We start from the raw sequence: 19,009 nt of genomic DNA on the forward strand, positions 1-19,009 counted from the left end.
GCTCGGCCGCGTCGCCCGTCGGCCGGCAGCGAAGCGTGCGTCGCGGTCGCGCGGTCAGCCCCTCTGGGGATCCACCGCGTAGGCCCGATGCGCCAGCTCGGCACTCGCGTCGAGCAGCGCGCCCAGATGCCGCGCCACCCGATCGCGCTCGGCCCCGACGGTCGAGAGCACGACCGCCGCGACCAGCTCGCCCTCGGGGGAGCGCACCGGAACGGCGATGCACGCGCGCGCCACCGCCCCTGGCTCGGTGCACCAGGCGTACCCCAGCCGTTCGATCTCGGACGCGATGCGCAGACGCTCGTCGATCGAGATGCCGGAGGCGCGCGCCGAGTCGGCCACGACCCGTGCCGCGACGGGGTCGACGGTCGCCTCCAGCGGTGGGAACTCGGCGAGGAGGAGCCGACCGATCGCGGTCGCCCCGAGCTGGCGGCGGGTCCGGTCGATCGAGAGCAGCGGAAGGTCGGGGTCCTCGTCGACGATCACGACCCGACCGCCGGGGTAGCGCACGAAGTGCACCGCCTCGCCGGTGCGTTCGCGGAGCGCGGCGATGATCTCGGGCGTCGGGTCGGCCGTGCGGGGCGCGATGAGGTGGGCGAGCTCGACCACGCGCACCCCCAGCACGAAGCCGTCGAGCGTCGGATGCCGGAGCAGGTACTCGTCGCTCGTGAGCGAGTTGATCAGGCGGTACGCGCTCGCGCGCGGCATGCCGAGCAGTTGCGCGATGCGGTTGGCCGAGAGCGTCGGGCCGCCGCGCGCGACCTCTTCGAGGACCGCCAGCGCGAGGGCGATCCCGCTGCCGCTCGCCGGCCCGCTCATGACCGCCGAGCAGGTGCGCCGGAGGAGATGGCATCGGATGCCACGGGGGTGTCGTATGCGCCGATCCGGCCCGCGAACCCTCGGCCGGAACGCACGCGCAGCAGGTGCGCGATCGTGGCGGCGGCGACGAGGGCGATCAGGATGCAGAGCGCCGTGGCGTCGTCGGCCGCCTCGGCGAGCATCTCGGTGGCGGCGACCCCCGCGAGCGCCAGCGTGCCGAGGAGCGCCGGCCAGGCTTCGCGGAGGCTGAACTCCCGGATGCGCACGAGGTACGGGGTCGCCGCGGCGCAGACCGCGAGGTAGGCGATGATGAACGCCATGCTCTCGGCCAGGTGCACGACGTCGCGGTAGAGCGAGTCCCTGCCGGCCGAGACGAGCAGGAGCGTTCCGATCACGAGCACCGTGCCGGCGGCGAGGGCGGCGACGTGCGGCGTCGCGAATCGGGCCGACGTGCGCCCGAGCGCCCTCGGGAGCACGCCCTCGCGGGCCATGGTGAACACGAGGCGCACGAGGGCGTTCGTGCACGCGAGCGTGCACGCGATCCACGATGCGGCGACCACGGCGTGGACCACGGGATCGAGCCACGGGTTCGCGGCCAGGTCGGCCTCCGTCAGCAGTGACGCCTCGCGCCCCCCGGCCACCGCGGAGAGCTGGGCGAGCACGCCGAACAGGTAGACCGCGGCGACCGACCCGACGGTCCACACCAGCGCGCGGGGCACCGCGGCGAGCGGCCGCCGGCTCTCCGGACCGAGGGCCGCCCCACTCTCGAAGCCGACGAAGCACACGAGCGCGAACCCGATGCCCTCGGCGAACGAGGGGAGCGACGGGGCGGAGCCGGCCTCGGGCACGATGCCCGCGAGGTTCCACCCGCTCGCCGCGAACACGGTGACCGAGACGGCGATGAGGGCGACCACGACGACGGCCTCGACGGCCAGCATGACGCGCGTCGACATCCGCGCCCCGAGGGCGATGACCGCGGTGACGGCCGCGCCGATGCCGATCACGAGCAGTGTCGACGCGAACCCGTCGGACGCCCACCGCGAGGTGCCGCCGAACGCCGCGTCGATCCGTCGCACGGCGCTGCGCAGGGTGTCGATCGAGACGCCCGCATAGCCGAGCAGCAGGGCCACGCCGGCGACCATCCCGGCGGCCGGCCCGAGGCCCCGCGTCACGAAGGTGTAGATGCCGCCCGCGGCGGAGATCCGTCGAGCGAAGATCGACATGGCCAGCGCCACGAGAATCACCGCCACCGTGGTCAGCAGCAGGGCGACGAACGCGAAGGAGCCAGTGCGCTCGACCAGGCCGCCCGTCAGGATGAGGAGCCCTCCGGCCGGCGCCACCGCGGCGACCGACTGCGCGACGAGGTCGAGCGTCGTCACCGATCCGCGTCGGAGGCCGTGCAACGGCGAGATGGTTCCGAGGCTCGCGTCGGGGGTCCGTCGCGCGATCGCGTCGCTCAGTGCGCTCACCGGTGCCTCCTCGTGGTCCCTGCACCGTATGCCGCGTCGGTTTCGCGGCGGTCAGCGCGGTGTTACGCGGGTGTGACCCCGCCCGGGACACTCGCGCCCGCACACGCGCCGAGCGGCGGACCGCGGCCGCACGCGCGCCGACCTGAGGACGCGCTCACGGGCGCGCCGAGCGGCGGACCGCGGCCGCCGAGCCTCGAGTTGCCGCTGCGTCAGCCCTGGTCCGCCGTGACGGCGACCATGCCGTCCGAGCTCCAGACGACCGTGAAGCGGGCCGCCTCCCGCTCGGCGACCACCTGGATGCCGCCCTCAGGAAAGCGGCCGCCCTCGGTGCAGCGGGTCAGCCCGCCGTCGGCGAAGTCCAGCACCAGGCAGGCCTCCTCGTCGCGGAGTGCCGCGAACACCCCGGACCCGTCGGGCAGGGTCAGCAGGAGTCGCTGCTGGCGGAACCCGTCTCGCACCCAGGACCGCGGCAGCGCGTCGCCCGAGATCGACTCGCGCGTGAAGACCTTCGAGGCCGCCGCCTCGGAGACGAGCGGCAGCGTCTCGAGGTAATACGCGTACGGGACCGCGGTCGGCGTCGGCGGCGGCGCGGCGGCGGGCGGTGCGCCCGGAGCGCGCGTTCCGAGTCCCCAGCCGATGAGCACGCCGGCGGTCAGGGCGATCGCGCCCGCGATGAGCGCCCAGCGCATGCGCGATTCGGGACGGTCGGGTGCGGCGGATGTGGTACCGCCGCCGGGTGGCGATGGATCGGGTTCGTGCTCGGGCGCCGCTCGCTGCACCGCGCCCGAGTCGTCGGCGGAACGGGCGAGCTCGTGGAACGCCGCGTCGCGCTCGGCGTCGCTCGCGCCGGAGCCGAACGCGACCCGCTGCAGGCGGGCCACCTCCGCCGCGCGGGCGGCCGCGGCATCCGGAGCAGTGCCATCCGGGACCGCGGCATCCGGAATCGCGGCATCTGGAACCGCGTCGTCGTCTCGCTCGCCGTCGTGCGTCATGTCGCCCTCCACCACTGCCGATCGCGGAGGGGCGACGGCCGCCGCGATGTCGGGTCACCTTCAGGATCCCGCACCGGGCGGGTTGAGGCAACCGTCCGGTGCGCCTCAGCGGCCGGTGACGGTGATCGCCCCGTTCGACGTCGCGAGCTCGAGCGCGAACTCGCCGTCGGAGTCCTCGTCGATGTCGACGTCGACCGCGCCGTTCGAGGTGTCGGTCGTGACCCGGTAGCCGGCGCCCTCGGTCGGCACCGCGAGGTCGATCGCGCCGTTCGAGGTGCGCGCGTCGACGTCCTGCGGGGTCGAGAGGCGCAGGTCGATCGCGCCGTTCGACGTCGACGCGCGGATGCCGGTGCCGGCGAGGCCGCGGCCCTCGATGCGTCCGTTGCTCGTCTCGACCTCGATCGCCCCGGTGACGTCGTCGAGTTCGATGCGGCCGTTCGCGGTCGAGACGTCGACCTCGTTCACGCCCGTGAGTGAGACCTCGCCGTTCGTGGTCGCCCCGCGCACGTCGACGCCGATCGGCAGCTCGATCGTGTAGTCGACCGTGCAGTTGCGCCCGCATCCGCTGAGCACGAGCACGCCGTCGTCGACCTCGAAGGTCTCCCCGACGGTCCGTTCGCCCCGGTACGAGACCGTGCGTTCGACCTGGATGCCGGTGGCCTCGGCCGCTCCCGTCACGATGACGCTGCCGTCGGGCTCGTCGATCTCGATCGTGTGCACCGTGTCGTCGAGGCTCGCGTCGTCGCTGAACCGTTCGGGTGGGGTCAGGAGCCCGCATCCGCTGAACGCCAGGACCGCCGCCGCGGCGACGGCGCCGATCGAGACCGTGCGTGCTGTGTGGTTCATGGTTCTCCCCCCCGTGGGCTTCCGCCTCGGCTCCGACCATAACGAGGCGCTCGTCGCGCCCGCACGGGGGCATGCCCCCGAGTCGACGGTCGGGTTGCCGTCACGAGATCCCGCCACGGGCGAGGGCCGAGGTCTAGGCTGACCCGCATGGGCAAGGTGACCGAACCGGCACCGGGGGAGTACGGCCCGCCAGAGCCGGGAGTGGTCGACGGCGGGGAGCGCGACACCCGGGAGGATCGCGGCTTCTTCGGACAGCCGAGACCACTCGTGCACATCTTCGGGGTGGAGATGTGGGAGCGGTTCAGCTTCTACGGCATGCAGGGCATCCTGCTGCTCTACCTGTACTACTCGGTCGACCAGGGCGGCCTCGGCATGGACAAGGCCGTCGCGACCGGCATCGTCGGCGCCTACGGCGGCGCGGTCTACCTCTCGACCGTGCTCGGCGCGTGGATCGCCGACCGCCTGCTCGGCTCCGAGCGGGTGCTGTTCTTCAGCGCGATCGTGATCATGGCCGGGCACATCGGGCTCGCGCTCATCCCGGGCTTCTGGGGTGTGGGCGTCGGCCTCGTGCTCGTCGCGTTCGGGTCGGGCGGCCTCAAGGCCAACGCCACCACCGTGGTCGGCACGCTCTACTCGGCCAAGGACTCCCGGCGCGACGCCGGCTTCTCGATCTTCTACCTCGGCATCAACCTCGGCGCGTTCTTCGGACCCATCCTCACGGGCCTGCTGCAGAACACGTTCACCGCCGAGAACGGCTACCCGCCGGCGCTCGGGTTCCACCTCGGGTTCGGGCTCGCGGCCGTGGGCATGGCGTTCGGGCTGATCCAGTACTCGTTCGGGCGCAAGGGGCTCCCGCCAGGGGCATCCGTGATCCCGAACCCGTTGCCGCGCAGCCGGTTCGGGCTCGCGATCGGCATCGCCGCGGCATCCGTCGTCGTCATCGTCGTGCTCGTGCTCGTCGGGCTCATCACGGCCGCGAACCTGGTGACCTGGGTGATCGGCGGCACCATCGTCGCCGCGATCTCGATGTTCGCCGTGATCCTCTCGAGCAAGCAGGTCGAGCACGTCGAGCGTCGCAGGGTGCTCGGCTTCATCCCGCTGTTCATCGCGAGCGTCGCGTTCTGGTCGCTCTACCAGCAGCAGTTCACGGTGCTCACGATCTACTCCGACGAGCAGCTGAACCGCTCGATCTTCGGCTGGGAGATGCCGGTGTCGTGGGTCCAGTCGATCAACCCGATCTTCATCATCGTGCTCTCGGGCGTCTTCGCCGCGATCTGGACGAAGCTCGGAGACCGGCAGCCGACGACCCCCGTGAAGTTCGCCCTCGGCACCGCGATCATGGGCGTCGCGTTCCTGCTCTTCCTGCCCTTCGCCGACGGCGGCGCGAACTCGACGCCGCTGCTCTGGATGGTGCTCATCCTGTTCGTGTTCACGATCGCCGAACTGCTGCTCTCGCCCATCGGGCTGTCGGTCACGACCAAGCTCGCGCCGAAGGTGTTCCATGCGCAGATGGTCGCGTTGTTCTTCCTGTCGGTCGCGCTCGGCACCGCGATCGCCGGGCAGCTCGGCGCGCTCTACACGCTCGTGAACGAGGCGACCTACTTCGGCGTGCTCGGCCTGATCGCGATCGTGCTCGGTGGCGCGCTCTGGCTCGGACGCAAGCCCGTGCTCTCGCTCATGTCGGGGGTGCGCTGAGCCCGCGACGCCCGCCCCGAGGTCGACGGTGGACTGAGAAATGCCCGGGGCGGGATCCGGTTACGATGGGCGAGCACGCACGAGGGGAGTACGGATGTCGCGCGCCCTCGTCGTGATCCCGACGTACAACGAGCGGGAGAATCTTCCGCTGATCGTGGCACGCGTCCGTGCGTCGGTGCCCGAGGCCGCCGTGCTCGTCGTCGACGACTCGTCGCCCGACGGCACCGGCTACCTCGCCGAAGACCTCGCCGCGAACGACGACGCCGTGCGCGTGCTGCACCGCACCACGAAGGACGGCCTCGGCGCCGCCTACCTCGACGCCTTCGCGTGGGCGCTCGAACGCGGATACGACCCCATCGTGCAGATGGACGCCGATGGCTCGCACCTGCCCGAACAGCTGCCGAAGCTGCTCGACGCGCTCCGGTCGACGGATGCCTCGGGCCGCCCGGTCGACGTCGTCATCGGCTCCCGGTGGATCCCGGGCGGCACGATCGAGAACTGGCCGCGCCACCGCGAGCTGCTCTCACGGTGGGGGAGCGCCTACGCGCGCACCGTGCTGCGGCTCTCGACGCGCGACGCGACCGCCGGGTACCGCGTGTTCCGGGCGCAGGCGCTGCGCGCCATCCACCTCGAAGACGTGCACACGCGCGGCTACGGTTTTCAGGTCGACATGCTCTGGCACGCCCGTCAGGCCAGGCTCGTCGTGGTCGAGGTGCCGATCACGTTCGTCGAGCGCGTGCACGGGCGGTCGAAGATGAGCCCGATGATCGTCGTCGAGGCGATGTTCAAGGTCACCGGCTGGGGCATCGCCGGACTCTTCCGCCGAGCGGAGCCCGCCGACGCGAAGGCCCTTCGCGGCTGACGCTCCGCGGCTGACGCTCCGCGGCTGACGCCTCGCGGCAGACGCCTCGCGGCAGACGCCGTGCGCTCAGCCCCAGCCGAAGACCTGGGTCCACGTGCGATCGGCGACGCCGACGCCGATCTCCCGCAGATCGCAGTTCAGGATGTTCGCCCGGTGCCCGGGAGAGTCCATCCACGCACGCATGACGTCTTCGGCGGATGCCTGGCCCTTCGCGATGTTCTCGGCGCCGGGATTCGGATACCTCTGCGCCTTCGCGCGATCCCAAGGGCTCCGGCCATCGAGGCTCTGGTGGCTGAAGTAGTCCTGCGCGACCATGTCCTCGCTGTGCAACTGCGCGGCGGCGGTCAGGCGGGCGTCGAACGCGACGGGCGGGCACCCGGCTGCGGCTCGTTCGGCGTTCGTGAGGTCGACGACGGCGGACGGCAGCGACGCGGCCCCTGAGGCGCCGCCGGCTCCCGTGCCCGCCGAGGTTCCGGCTCCGGTGCCGGCGGCTGGGGGCGCCTGCGTCGGCTGCGCGGTCTCGACCGTGACCTCGCTCACGAGGGACGGGCTCCCGGGCAGATCGGAGGCGACCTGGGCCTCCGATGAGGGTCCGCCGAGCGCGAGGTCGGTGGAGACGTCGGCGGGTGCGCCGAGCGTCGGGGTCACGACCAGCGCCGCGCCGGCGGCGAGCAGCAGGCCGCACCCCGCGGCGATCCACGGGCCGGAGCGCGCCCATCGGGCGAACGGCGCCCGCGGTGCGTCGGCGGCCGTCGGACCGGGCTCGGCGGGCACGGCCGCCGCCGCGGCGGGATCTCCGTGGCGGGCGGTGGCGCGATGTCGGGGGAGGGGCTTCGGGTCCACCGGTCGACCGTACCCCGCCCGGGGCGGAAGGGGATACCCCGAGCGCCGCGCCGTCGCCGAGGCGGCTCGCGACGGGCGGGGCCGGGCATTCCGGACGATCGGTCGGATCGCGGCGACGAACGGTCGGGCGCCCCGGGCGCCTGAACGCGAGAGTGGGATTCCATCCGAAGGAGCGTCATGTCGACGAACACCGCCAGCACCACTGTCATCTCCCCGGCGCCCGCCGGGTCATCGCCCGGTTCCGGCGAAGCCCCGGTGCCCCGCCGTGCCGCGTGGGCCGGCGTCGTCTCGCTCGGCCTCGGCATCTTCACGCTCGTCGCGAGCGAGTTCCTGCCGGCGAGCCTGCTGTCGCCGATCGCGGCCGACCTCGGCATCACCGAAGGCACGGCAGGGCAGCTCGTGACGGCCACGAGCGTCATCGGCATCATCGGCGGCCCGCTCGTGGTCTCTGCGCTGCCCCGGATCGACCGCCGGTGGGTCATGGTCGGCCTCACGACCCTCGCGATCCTCTCGAACGTGCTCGTCGCCATCGCACCCGTGTTCGGCCTCATGCTCGCCTCGCGCCTGCTGCTCGGCCTCGCGATCTCGGGCTTCTGGGCGATGTCCCTCGCCGTGACGGCGCAGCTCGTGCCCGCCGACCGGCTCGGGCGGGCCATGACGATCGTGAACATGGGCGTCTCGCTCGCGACGATCGCCGCGGTGCCGGCCGGCGCCTTCCTCGGCGAGCTCGTGGGATGGCGCACCGTGTTCCTCGGCGCCGCGGCCGCGGGCGTGGTCGCCCTGGCCGTGCAGCTCGCGACGCTGCCCTCGGTGCCGCCGGCCGGATCGCCCGGCTTCCGCACCCTCGTGAGCACGGCCGCCCGCCCGGTCGTCGCGCTCGGCATCCTCTCGATCGTGCTCATCGCGGGCGGTCACTTCACCGGCTTCACCTACCTGCGCCCAGCCTTCGAGACCATCGGCGGGCTCGATCCGGCCGCGTTGGCCCTCGTGCTCGCGGTCTTCGGGGTCGCCTCGTTCATCGGCAACCTCGTCGCCGGGCTCGTGGCCGACCGTCGCCTCGGCGTGCTCGTGCTCGGCGCTCCGGCCGCGGTCGGCATCGCGACGGTGCTGTTCGCGCTGTGGGGTGCCGACTTCGGCGTCGCGGTCGCATCGGTGATCATCTGGGGGATCGGCTTCGGCGCGATCCCGACGATGGTGCAGACGTGGATGGCGGGCGTCGCGCCCGACCGGCTCGAGAGCGCCGGCGGCCTCGTCGTCGCCGCGTTCCAGGTCGCGATCACGATCGGCGCCGGCGTGGGCGGACTCCTCGTCGACTCGGTCGGGGTGCAGGCGGCCTTCCTCGGCGGCGGCGTGGCCGCCGTGCTCGGCGGCATCGTGCTGACGCTCGCGAAGACGCGGAACGCCTGAGCCGGAGTTGTCGTCAGGCGGCGGGCTGCAGCGCGGCCCGTCGCCACCGGCTCGGCGCGACACCGCTGTGCCGGCGGAACGCACGGCTGAACCCGTCTTCGCTGTCGTAGCCGAGTCGGTAGGCGATGCCGCTCACGGGCTCGCCCTCGCGGAGCATCCGCTCGGCCTGCGTCATGCGGATGCGCGTGACGTACCGCGCCGGCGTGTCGCCGACCGCCGCGCGGAACTGCTCGGCGAACTGCGATCGCGACGCGCTCGCGATGCGGGCGAGCGACGCCACGGTCCAGGGCGAGCCCGGCGCATCGTGGATGGCCGCGAGTGCGAGTCCGAGACGATGGTCGTGCGCCGCCGCGAGCCAGGGCCGTGCGCTGCCGCACCCGTGCTCGAGCCAGAAGCGGACGGATCCCGAGATCGCGGCATCCGTCAGCCCGGAGATCACCGAGACCGCGCCCGGGCGACCGAGTGCCGCTTCGCGATGGATCGTCTCGAGCAGTGCGGCGAATCCCGGCTCCTGCCGCCCGAAGCCGTACGAGTGGAGCACGGGCGGCATCGCATGGGTCATCAGCGGGTGGGCGCCCAGCAGGGCGATCGAGATGCCGACGAGCTTCGCGTCCTGCTCGGCGCGGAGCGCGACCCGGCCGCCCCGCGGGAGGAGGGCGAAGTCGCCCTGCTCGGTGCGGTACACGCCGCTGTCGTGCACGACCTCGACGGCACCGGACACCACGAAGAGGAACCGGCTGCCGTCGTGCTGCTCGCGCCGGACATCGCCGGCGGTGAGATCGTGGTGATCGACCCGGAGCACCGACCAGCGCAGGTGCTCCATGAGCAGGTCGATCGTGCGCGCGTCATCGACCGCCGGGCCCGGCGGCGCCCAATCTGCGAGGTCGCACATGAAGGGTGCAATCGCGATCGACCCCGGGACATTCCCGCAGTGAGGATCCGTGACGCCGGGTGTCGGCCGGGCGCGCGATCGCCGGCGGCCGCGCGGCGTCAGCCGACCAGGAGCAGCGGGTCGGCGATGAGCCGCTCCCGCGCCTGCCGACGGGCACCGACGAGTGCGGCATCCGGCCCGCCGACCGCGCGCGAGAAGGCCGGGATCGCGCTGATCGCGCCGTTGCCGACCGTCGGGCGGTTGCCCTGCAGGGCGGTCTGGATGTCGCCGACGAAGCCGCCCCAGTAGCCGCCGACCACGACGACCGCCGGGTCGAGCGTGGGCACGACGATCTGCAGCGTGCGGCCGATCCAGTGGGCGGCGTCGAGCCACGACCAGCGGGCGCGGTCCTCGGCCTCAGTGATGCGGAGCACGAGTTCGTCGAGTGCCTCCGAGCGGCCGTTCGCGGCGGCGAATCCGGCGAGGCCCGCGCGTTCGAGCACGACGTCGGGCGAGGCGACGGTCGCGAGGCAGCCCTGCTGCCCGCAGCGGCAGCGCAACCCGCCCGGCACGATCGGCAGGTGACCGAAGGTCGCGCCGAGTCCGTGGGAGCCGAGCAGCGGTCGGCCGGAGGCGAGGGCCGCGGCCGAGACCGCGGTGTCGCCGTCGAGGTAGAGCACGTCGGCGATGCCGGGCAGGGCGTCGAGCTCGACGCTCGCCGCGGCCACGGCGGCCGGGACGACCTGCATGGGCAGCGGCAGCAGGCGTTCGACCTCGGCGAGGGCGGGGATCCTGGCTCGCAGCCCGCCGAGCACGTCGACCGGCTCGGCACCGAACCTGGCGTCGGTGACGACGACCGAGGGCGAACCCACGACCGCGCCGTCGACGAGCACCGTGATGTCGGCGATGCGGTGGCCCGCCCGCTCGGCTCGGGCGATGGCCCGCGCGAGCACGACGGCGAGCGGCGTGAGCGGGTCGGGTACAGAGGCGCCGGCGACGGCGCCGGTGGTCGCGCCGGCGGGGGCTGCGTCGACGATCGGCTCGCTGAAGCGGGCCTCCTCGTCGCCCGCGAGACTCGAGACCGTGGCGATCGCGGCGTCGAGCGAGAGGCGCGCCGTGAGGAGCACGCGGTCGCCGCCGGTGAGGGCGAGCGGGGTGGAGCGGCCGTCGCCGTGCGCGTCGCCCGATTCGCGGATCACGCCGGCATCGAGCAGGCGCGCGGTGAGGCCGGCGATGGTGCCGCGGCCGAGGCCCGTCGCATTGACGAGTTCGCTGCGCGTCGCGGTGCCGTGGGTGACGAGGTGCTCGACCACGCGCGCGGACTGCTCGCGGTGGAGGTCGAGGGGGCCGGTGATGGTCGGGACGGTCGGGACGGTCGGATCGCCGGGGGTCATGACGTAAGCATGAACCCGGCGGACCCGACGGTCACGTACCCCGTTCAGGGGTCAGCGGATGGGGAGCACGGAGTCGTACGCACCGGCCTCGATCGACGAGGGCGTGTTCCACACCTTCGCGGTCGGCGACGCGCCGTGCGCGGTCGGCCAGCCGGGGTCGCCCGAGCCGATGAACGCGACGACCGCGGCGTGCAGTTCGTCGGCGAGCGCCTGCGGCGGGTTCGGTCCGGCGAGCGGCTCCATCGCGGGTCCGTCGAGGCAGTCGAAGAAGAACGGCACGTCGAGGCAGTGCTCGGCGAACCCGAACCGTCCCGACGGCCACGAGAACCGGTACAGCCAGGTCGCCGCATTCCCGCGGGCCTCGACGACGTCGAGGTTCGTCACGCGGAACATCCGATCGGTGAGGAAGCGCCCGGCGATGCGGGCCGTGCCCTTGGCCGCCACCTCGGGGTTGGCCGCGAGGTAGGCCTTCAGGCGGTCCTTCGGCATGCCGAGCTTCTTCAGCACGAGCGACTTCGGGATCCAGCGGAGCTTCTTCTCGACGTCGGCGAAGGCCATCGTGAACTCGTCGTCGGTCGCGCCGAGCACGAGGGGCTTGTCCGCGCCGACGCCCGCGGCGAGCGACGCGGCCGTCGCCCGCAGGATCAGTTCGCCGTCGATCGATGGGCCGAGCGGCAGCCCGTCCTCGAGGATCGAGGCCAACGCATCGGGTCCGCTGAGGTCGGTCGCCTGCTTCTGCAGTTCGAGCACCCGGCTCTCGGCGAGGCTCGACAGGCCGGCGCGGGTCGGCTCGACGCCGGCGGCGGCCGCGAGGGCGCGCCCGAACGACTCGCTGCGCTCGGGCGTCACATCGCCGAGCGCCCCCGAGAGCGCGTAGACCCGGTGGAACAGGTGCTGGGCGGCCTCCATGCCGAGCAACGTGAGCACCGCTCCGCCGCCGGCCGACTGCCCGGCGATGGTCACCTGAGACGGGTCGCCGCCGAAGGCGGAGATGTTCTGCTGCACCCATTCGAGCGCGAGCAGCCAGTCGCGCACGCCACGGTTGCTCGGGGCATCCGAGATCCATCCGAAGCCGTCGAAGCCGAGTCGGTACGAGATCGTCACGGTCACGATGCCGTCGCGGTTGAAGTTGCGGCCGTCGTACCAGGGGCTCGCGGGCGAACCGGCGAAGTAGCCGCCGCCGTGGATCCACACCAGCACGGGCAGGCCGGTGCCGTCGGCGGGGGTCTCGGGCGAGGGCGTGAACACGTTGACGTTGAGCGTCGCATCGCCCGGCACGCTCGGCTCGGGGATGAGTGTCACGCCGGGGTCGCCGCGCTGCGCGGTCGGCGCGAACTCGAGCGCATCGAGCACCCCCGCCCACGGCGCCTTCGGCACGGGGGCGGCGAACCGCAGCCCACCGACCGGCGCCTCGGCGAACGGGATGCCGAGGAACGCCGCCGAGCGCTCCGCGCCGTGCCCGCCGGTCGCGTCACCGGCCGAACGGACCGTCGGGCGCCACCGGCCGCGAACGCGGCCAGCGAGCGTGTCGACCTCGACGAGCCCGGTGCGCCCTGCGGCATCCGTCGTCTCAGGAGTGGAGTGGGTGGGGGTGTGCGACATGCGAGCTCCTATCGAACGCTCTTGATGGGTGCCACCGCGATCGCCGCGATGACGACGAAGACCATGGCGAAGACGAACAGCATCGGGTAGCCGCCGAGCGTGCCGATGATGAGGCCGGCGACCGCCGCGCTCATCGCCTGCGGGATGTTCGTGGCGATGTTCAGGATGCCGAGGTCCTTGCCCGCGTCGGTGCCGCCGCCCGGCAGCACCTCGGTCATGAGGGCGGTGTCGACCGACATGTAGAACCCGAATCCGAACCCGATGATGACGTTCATGATGAGCATGCCGGTCATGTCGGGCATGAGCAGCGGGAACGCGAGGCTCGTGACCATGATCGCCGACGAGGCGTAGATGAACACCTTGCGGCGGCGGATGCGGTCGCTCCACCAACCGGAGACGGCGACGGCCACCAGGGTCGGCACGAGCCCGGCGAGGGTGAGCGTGACCTGGGCCCCCGCGGCATCCGTCAACGACATGCCGATGTAGTCGGTGAGGATGTAGAGGCCGTATGCGGCGACGACGAAGTAGCCGAGCATGAACAGGAACCGGGCCGTGAACGCCCAGGCGAAGTCGGGGTGGCGCTTGGGGCTGATCCAGAAGCCGGCCAGGAAGGCCCTCCAGCTCCACGGCTCGACGGATGCCTGCTTCGACGACCAGTCGCGGTCGATGACGACGTAGACGATCGTCGCGACGATCACGATGACGCCGAACACCGAGTATCCGACGCCGAAGTTCGTCGCGAACTGGCCGGCGATGATCACGCCGAGCGTACCGCCGATCTGCATGCCGAGGCCGAGCATCGCGCTCGCGACGCCGCGGCGGTCGCGGGGGAAGCGGTCGGGCGTGATCGCCGACAGCGGGCCCTGGACCGCGTTCAGCGACACCTGGATGAGCACCCAGAACACGGTCAGCCAGAGGATCGAGTCGAGGAACCCCATGCCGAACAGCAGCACGCCGCCGATGAGGGCGCCGCCGATCATCCAGGGTGCACGGCGGCCGAGGCGCGAGCGCGTGCGGTCGCTGATCGCGCCGACGATCGGCTGCGCGAAGAGCGTGAACACGAACGAGGTCGTCATGATGATCGCGAGGTTCGCGACCTTGTTCGCCTCGTCGATGAGGGCGACCTGGATGGGCAGCAGGATGGCGATGAGCCCCGCGTACGTGGCGAACAGGGCGAGTCCGGCGAGCAGGAGGCCGGGAGGGTGCGCTTCGTCGGCGGCGGGCTCGCGGGAGCCTCGCCGGGCAGTGGTGCGGTGGACGAGACGACGCCCGTCGGGGCGATGAGTGCGGTGGGGTCGCCGGGGGCGGCGGGCGGGATCGACATGAGGCTCCTCTTCGTTGAGAACGACCTGGGGGAGGGGATGAGCGCGGGCGAGTAAAACCGAACGAAGCTCGGTGATGAGTATGCGCCGGTTCGTCACAGAATTCAACCGTTGAACTAAATGGAGACCGAGCGGCCGCCGGACCGCGGAGCGCGACGATCACCGAACGTCGAAGCGTGCTCCAGCCGGGTCGGGCTCGAGGATGGCGAACACCAGCACCACGTAGCCGCCCACCGGCACCAGCGAGAGCAGGTACCACCATCCGGATCGATTCGTGTCGTGCAGTCGCCGCACGGTCACCGCGATCGACGGCACGAGCAGCGGCAGCAGCAGGACGAGGCTGACGATGGTCGGCACGCCGATCGCGACGACGACGTCGATGGTCACCTGGGGGATGCCGAACGCGCCCAGAGTCTCGGTGTTGCCCTGCACGGCGGACGCGAAGACGGCCAGCATCGCGATCATGAGGACGATGCCGAGCAGCGTCCCCAGCACGAACCCGATGATCGACTGGAACAGGTAGGCCCACCAGAACTCCGACCGGCTCGCGCGGCCGGAGAATCGCGCGTAGTTGCGGAAGAACCTCGAGACGGACTGACCGAACGTCGCTCCGTACAGCGGGAGGTCGAGCCGGGCGGCTTGCGCGACCGGGGTCTGATGGGGCGGTGCGAACGCGGTCATGGGGTCTCCAGGTCTCGGGGAGGGCCGGCGCGGCGGGTGCGGCCGGCACGGAGGGCGGCGGGGTCCGCCCCATTCTTCACGGTTCGGGCCCGGAACCGGCATTCCGTGACGGCGCAGCGACGAGGGTTCAGACGCCGAGTCGCGCCGGGTCGGCGAGCAGGCGGTCGCGGGCCGCCCATGCGGCGCCGAGGAGGGCGGCGTCGGCGCCGAGACGACCCGCCGACACGGTCGGGATCGCGGATGCCGGACGGCCGAACGCCTCGGCCACCGCGGGGCGGTTGGCTCGGAACGCCCGTTCGATCGATCCGGCGTGCGCAGCCCAGAATCCGCCGATGACGATGGACGAGGGATCGGTCGCGAGCGAGAGCACCTGCAGGGCGCGCGCGATCCACGGCAGGGCGTCGTTCCATGCGGCGGTCGCGGCGGGTTCGCCCGCGTCGAGGCGGCGGGAGAACTCGTCGAGCGCGGCGGCGAGGCCGCGGTCGCCCACCAGCCGGGTGAGGCCCGCCCGCTCGAGCAGGGCGTCGGGTCCGGCGATCGTGACGAGGCATCCGATCTGGCCGCATTCGCAGCTCGGTCCGTCGGGGATGAGGGCGAGGTGCCCGAGCGACGCTCCGACGCCGTGCGCGCCCTCGACGATGCGGCCGCCGGTGATGATCGCGCCGCCGATGCCCGAGTTCGACTTGACGTAGACGAGGTCGTCGATGTCGTCGAGGAGCGATCGCTCGGCGCGTGCGGCGAGCCACCCGTCGGAGGCGAGGGTCACCGCTGCGGGCAGCTCGGGCACCCGGGAGCGAAGCCCGTCGAGCAGGTCGACGACGCCCCAGCCGAGGTCGGTGTCGGCGAGCACGACGGGTGGCTCGCCCCCGACCGGCGCGAAGACGACGACCGGCGTCTCGACGACCCGGCGCCCGAGCATCGCTGCGGCCCGGAGCGCGTCGCGGGTCACCTCGGCCAGCACGTCGAGGACCGCCTCGGGATCACCCATCGGGCGCCCGTGACGGCGCTCGACCCGGTGCAGCTCGTCGCCCGCGAGGTTCGCGAGCAGTGCGGTTGCGGTATCCGCGTCGACCTGGACGACGAGCACGGCGACCGTGTCGGCCGCCAGCGCGAGCCGGGTGATCGGCCGCCCGCGTCCGGTCTGCGTCGGCTCGGCCTCGCGAACCACGCCCGCCTCGGAGAGGGCGGTCGCGAGTGCCGTCACCGCGCCCCGGGTGAGTCCGGTCGCGGCCGCGATCTCGCTGCGCGCGCTCGGGCCGGCCGCGACGAGGTGCTCGAGCACGAGGGTCAGGTTGTGCCGCCGGACGTCGCCCGAGACGAGCGAACGCGGTGCCCGCGGCATCCGATCAGTCCTGCCTGGTGATGAGCTGCCAGAGGTAGGAGATGTGCTCGGCCATGTCGATGGTCGGGTCGAGCATCCACTGGGTCTGCAGGCCGTCGGCTGCCGCGAGGAACAGGTTGGCGGTGCGCTCGACGTCGATCTCGGGGTCGAGTCGGCCCGCGGCCTGCTCCTCGCGGAGCATGCCGCCGAACGTGGCGCGGAACGTGTCGTAGCGCCTGACGAAGAACTCGTGCGCCGGGTGCGCCGCATCGGCGGCCTCGGTCGAGAGCTGCGCGTAGAGCTGCACGAGCCCCGGCACCTCGCTGTTGTGCCGGATCACCTCGAAGAAGGAGTCGATCGAGCGCTCGACGTCGAGTCCGTAGGTCGCGGTGTCGACCTCGTCGCGCTTGCGGAGCACCTCCTGGAAGAGCTCCTCCTTCGACGAGAAGTAGTGCAGCAAACCGGCCTGGCTGAGTTCGACCGCGTCGGCGAGCTCCTTGACGCTCGTGCGGCGGTACCCGTTGCGTGCGATCACGTCGAGCGCGGTGGTGAGGATCTCCTCGCGCTTGGCGATGCCTTTTGCGTACGAACCTCGTTGAGCCATAGGCAAATGCTACGGATCCCGGCCTTGCAATCCAAAACCGAGCGAAGTATGGTTTTGCGAAATGCCTCGACGAAGAGGCTCCGAGAGGAACCCCAGCCCATGACAACGATGTCCTCCCCAGCATCACCCGTCGAACCGTCACCCGCACCGGAGTCCGCCGTCGACCCGGCCGCCGACACCGCCGACGCCGCCGACGCCGCCCTCGCGTTCGCCGAAGGGGCCGCCGGCAACGACGACCCGCCCACCCCGGTCAAGGGCGTCCGCCGCCTTCTCGCGTGGATCATCCCCGCGAACTTCGGCATCTTCCTCATCTGGGGTGCGGTTCCCGGCATCCTGCTGCCCGCCCAGATCGCCGCGCAGTTCGGCGAGGCCGACAAGGTCGCGAACCTCACGATCGTGGCGACGATCGGCGCGTTCTGCTCGATGCTCGCCCAGCCCATCGCGGGTCAGATCTCCGACCGCACGCGTTCGCGGTTCGGCCGCCGTGCACCGTGGATCTTCCTCGGCTCGCTCGCCGGCGGCCTCGCCCTCATCGGGCTCGCGTTCGCGAACAGCCTCGTCGGCGTCATCGTCGCCTGGAGCCTCGTGCAGATCACCTACAACATCGCGCAGGGCCCGCTCAGCGCGATCATGCCCGACCGAGTGCCCCTCAAGCGTCGCGGCACCTTCGCCGCGCTCTCGGGGATCGGCCTCATGGTCGGCGCGATCGGCGGCCAGATCATCGGCTCGATGTTCCTCGGCAGCATCGCCGCCGGCTACGTCACCTTCGCGCTCGTGTCGCTCGTCATCCTCACGCTGTTCATCGTCTTCAACCCCGACCACTCGTCGAAGGAGCTCGAGCGCGAGCCGTTCAAGCTCGCCGACTTCCTCCGCACGTTCTGGGTCAACCCGATCAAGCACCCCGACTTCTTCTGGGCCTTCACCGGGCGGCTCCTGCTCTACACCGGCTACTTCGCGGTGACCGGCTTCCAGTTCTTCCTGCTCACCGACTACTTCGGCGTCGAGAAGCCGGGCGAGGTCATCCCGATGCTCGGCCTCATCAGCCTCGCCGGCATCCTGATCGCGACCGCCGTCTCCGGCCCGCTCTCCGACAAGGTCGGCCGACGCAAGATCTTCGTCTTCATCTCGTCGGTCGTCACCGGAATCGCGTTCCTCCTGCCGTGGGTCTGGCCAGACATCACCGCGTGGATGATCCTGACCTTCGTCTCCGGCCTCGGCTTCGGCATGTTCCAGGCCGTCGACACCGCCCTCATGAGCGAGGTGCTGCCCTCGGCCAAGTCGTTCGCCAAGGACCTCGGCGTCGTGAACATCGCGGCGACCCTGCCGCAGACCCTCGCACCGGGTGTCGCCGGTGCGATCGTGCTCTCGATGGGGTACGCCGCCTTGTTCCCCGTCGCGATCGTGCTCTCGATCCTCGGCGCGTTCGCGGTCTGGCCCATCAAGGCGGTGAAGTGATGACGGATGCCACGCTCACGCCGAACGCCTCCGGTACGCCGGCATCCGCATCCGCCGCGAGGCCGACCTCCCGTCGGCGCTGGATGCTCGTCACCGGACTCGTCGGGCTCGCCCTCTTCGTCGCCTTCGGGTTCGCCGTGTTCCAGAACGTCGAGACGCCGTTCACCCAGCCGCTCGACGACGCCTGGCGAGCCCTCGTCGGTGCCGCGTCGGTCGACGACGTGACCTGGGTCGTCCCGATGTTCTTCCAGTACCTCGGCGAGCTGCCGGGGTTCGCGCTCACGATCCTGATCGTGCCGATCTGGCTGTTCGTGATCCGCCGCTGGCGCTCCGCGCTGTTCTGGATCACGGCCGAGCTCGTCGGCAACATGGTCGTCTCCCAGGTCACGAAGAACCTCGTCGACCGCCCGCGCCCCGCCGACGACGTCGCGAACAACCTGTTCGGCCCGCTCTTCTCGGTCGACCACGGCTCGTTCCCCTCCGGTCACGCGGTGAGCGCCGGCATCCTGATCATCGCGGTCGCCGCCGTGCTGCCGCCCGCCAAGCGGTTCGTGTGGTGGTTCGTCGCCGCGTTCATCGGCCTCGGCATGATCTGGCAGCGCACCCTCATCAACGCCCACTGGTTCTCGGACGCCGTGTTCGGCATCATCGGCGGCGTCAGCGCGACGCTCGTCATCTGGTGGCTGTTCGCGAACCTGCTCGCGAAGGACTACGGCAAGCCGCTGTTCCGTCGCGCGGTGAGCGCCACCGCGGCGGCGCCGACGAGCGCGGCCGGCTCGCCGGCATCCGCCTAGACCCATACCCAAGACGCCGGCGCCAACGCCGGCAC

Annotated in this window: 17 protein-coding genes; 5 read left to right on the top strand and 12 right to left on the bottom strand. The window is 71.9% G+C overall.

Annotated features, from left to right (window positions below):
• Nucleotides 1-54: 54 nt before the first annotated feature.
• The 4 genes from ATC03_RS00995 to ATC03_RS01010 form a co-directional block, all read right to left on the bottom strand.
• Complete coding sequence (locus tag ATC03_RS00995; RefSeq protein ID WP_067872037.1) at nt 55-816, bottom strand: IclR family transcriptional regulator; 762 nt, start codon at nt 814-816, stop codon at nt 55-57.
• A complete protein-coding gene (locus tag ATC03_RS01000; RefSeq protein WP_067872040.1) occupies nt 813-2,285 on the bottom strand; it encodes an APC family permease in 1,473 nt (490 codons plus the stop codon). Before ATC03_RS01000 ends, ATC03_RS00995 begins: the two co-directional genes overlap by 4 nt.
• 209 nt (nt 2,286-2,494) lie before the next feature.
• Complete coding sequence (locus ATC03_RS01005) at nt 2,495-3,277, bottom strand: hypothetical protein (protein WP_067872043.1); 783 nt, start codon at nt 3,275-3,277, stop codon at nt 2,495-2,497.
• 105 nt (nt 3,278-3,382) lie between these two features.
• Complete coding sequence (locus tag ATC03_RS01010; protein WP_067872046.1) at nt 3,383-4,123, bottom strand: DUF4097 family beta strand repeat-containing protein; 741 nt, start codon at nt 4,121-4,123, stop codon at nt 3,383-3,385.
• A gap of 147 nt (nt 4,124-4,270) precedes the next feature.
• Between ATC03_RS01010 and ATC03_RS01015 the strand changes: the two genes are divergently transcribed.
• Together ATC03_RS01015 and ATC03_RS01020 are read left to right on the top strand one after the other, a co-directional pair.
• Nucleotides 4,271-5,818, top strand: coding sequence for a peptide MFS transporter (locus ATC03_RS01015; protein ID WP_084003153.1), 1,548 nt, complete (start codon nt 4,271-4,273; stop codon nt 5,816-5,818).
• Nucleotides 5,819-5,912: 94 nt separating this feature from the next.
• Entirely contained in the window at nt 5,913-6,680 is a 768-nt protein-coding gene (locus tag ATC03_RS01020; protein ID WP_084003155.1) for a polyprenol monophosphomannose synthase, read from the top strand.
• A 66-nt stretch (nt 6,681-6,746) separates the two neighbouring features.
• Here the strand turns inward: ATC03_RS01020 and ATC03_RS01025 are convergent, their stop codons facing one another.
• A complete protein-coding gene (locus ATC03_RS01025; protein ID WP_067872052.1) occupies nt 6,747-7,523 on the bottom strand; it encodes a CAP domain-containing protein in 777 nt (258 codons plus the stop codon).
• Nucleotides 7,524-7,700: 177 nt separating this feature from the next.
• On the opposite strand from ATC03_RS01025, the gene ATC03_RS01030 reads away from it, so the two are divergent.
• A complete protein-coding gene (locus ATC03_RS01030; protein ID WP_084003157.1) occupies nt 7,701-8,930 on the top strand; it encodes an MFS transporter in 1,230 nt (409 codons plus the stop codon).
• 13 nt (nt 8,931-8,943) lie between these two features.
• On the opposite strand, the gene ATC03_RS01035 is transcribed toward ATC03_RS01030, so the two are convergent.
• The 7 genes from ATC03_RS01035 to ATC03_RS01065 form a co-directional block, all read right to left on the bottom strand.
• Entirely contained in the window at nt 8,944-9,822 is an 879-nt protein-coding gene (locus ATC03_RS01035; RefSeq protein ID WP_067872055.1) for a helix-turn-helix transcriptional regulator, read from the bottom strand.
• A 98-nt stretch (nt 9,823-9,920) separates the two neighbouring features.
• Nucleotides 9,921-11,195 (bottom strand): ROK family protein, encoded by a 1,275-nt coding sequence (locus tag ATC03_RS01040; protein ID WP_067872059.1) that lies wholly within the window; start codon nt 11,193-11,195, stop codon nt 9,921-9,923.
• Between the two features lie 51 nt (nt 11,196-11,246).
• Nucleotides 11,247-12,797: a carboxylesterase/lipase family protein gene (locus ATC03_RS01045; protein ID WP_084003159.1), complete on the bottom strand. Its 1,551-nt coding sequence runs from the start codon at nt 12,795-12,797 to the stop codon at nt 11,247-11,249.
• Between the two features lie 8 nt (nt 12,798-12,805).
• The gene (locus ATC03_RS01050) at nt 12,806-14,218 is read right to left on the bottom strand and encodes an MFS transporter (protein ID WP_067872062.1); all 1,413 of its coding nucleotides are present in this window, start codon (nt 14,216-14,218) and stop codon (nt 12,806-12,808) included.
• Nucleotides 14,219-14,278: 60 nt separating this feature from the next.
• Nucleotides 14,279-14,800: a DUF805 domain-containing protein gene (locus ATC03_RS01055; protein WP_067872065.1), complete on the bottom strand. Its 522-nt coding sequence runs from the start codon at nt 14,798-14,800 to the stop codon at nt 14,279-14,281.
• A gap of 127 nt (nt 14,801-14,927) precedes the next feature.
• On the bottom strand, nt 14,928-16,142 hold the full coding sequence (locus ATC03_RS01060) for an ROK family transcriptional regulator (RefSeq protein ID WP_067872068.1): 1,215 nt from the start codon (nt 16,140-16,142) through the stop codon (nt 14,928-14,930).
• Between the two features lie 4 nt (nt 16,143-16,146).
• Nucleotides 16,147-16,725: a TetR/AcrR family transcriptional regulator gene (locus ATC03_RS01065; RefSeq protein ID WP_179947892.1), complete on the bottom strand. Its 579-nt coding sequence runs from the start codon at nt 16,723-16,725 to the stop codon at nt 16,147-16,149.
• A gap of 99 nt (nt 16,726-16,824) precedes the next feature.
• Here ATC03_RS01065 and ATC03_RS01070 point away from each other — a divergent pair, with 99 nt between their 5' ends.
• Both ATC03_RS01070 and ATC03_RS01075 read left to right on the top strand, forming a co-directional pair.
• On the top strand, nt 16,825-18,180 hold the full coding sequence (locus ATC03_RS01070) for an MFS transporter (RefSeq protein ID WP_227820189.1): 1,356 nt from the start codon (nt 16,825-16,827) through the stop codon (nt 18,178-18,180).
• Nucleotides 18,180-18,974 (top strand): phosphatase PAP2 family protein, encoded by a 795-nt coding sequence (locus ATC03_RS01075; protein ID WP_067872071.1) that lies wholly within the window; start codon nt 18,180-18,182, stop codon nt 18,972-18,974. Before ATC03_RS01070 ends, ATC03_RS01075 begins: the two co-directional genes overlap by 1 nt.
• Nucleotides 18,975-19,009 lie beyond the last annotated feature (35 nt).

Origin of the sequence: Agromyces aureus, assembly GCF_001660485.1 — a bacterium.
GTDB lineage: Bacteria > Actinomycetota > Actinomycetes > Actinomycetales > Microbacteriaceae > Agromyces > Agromyces aureus.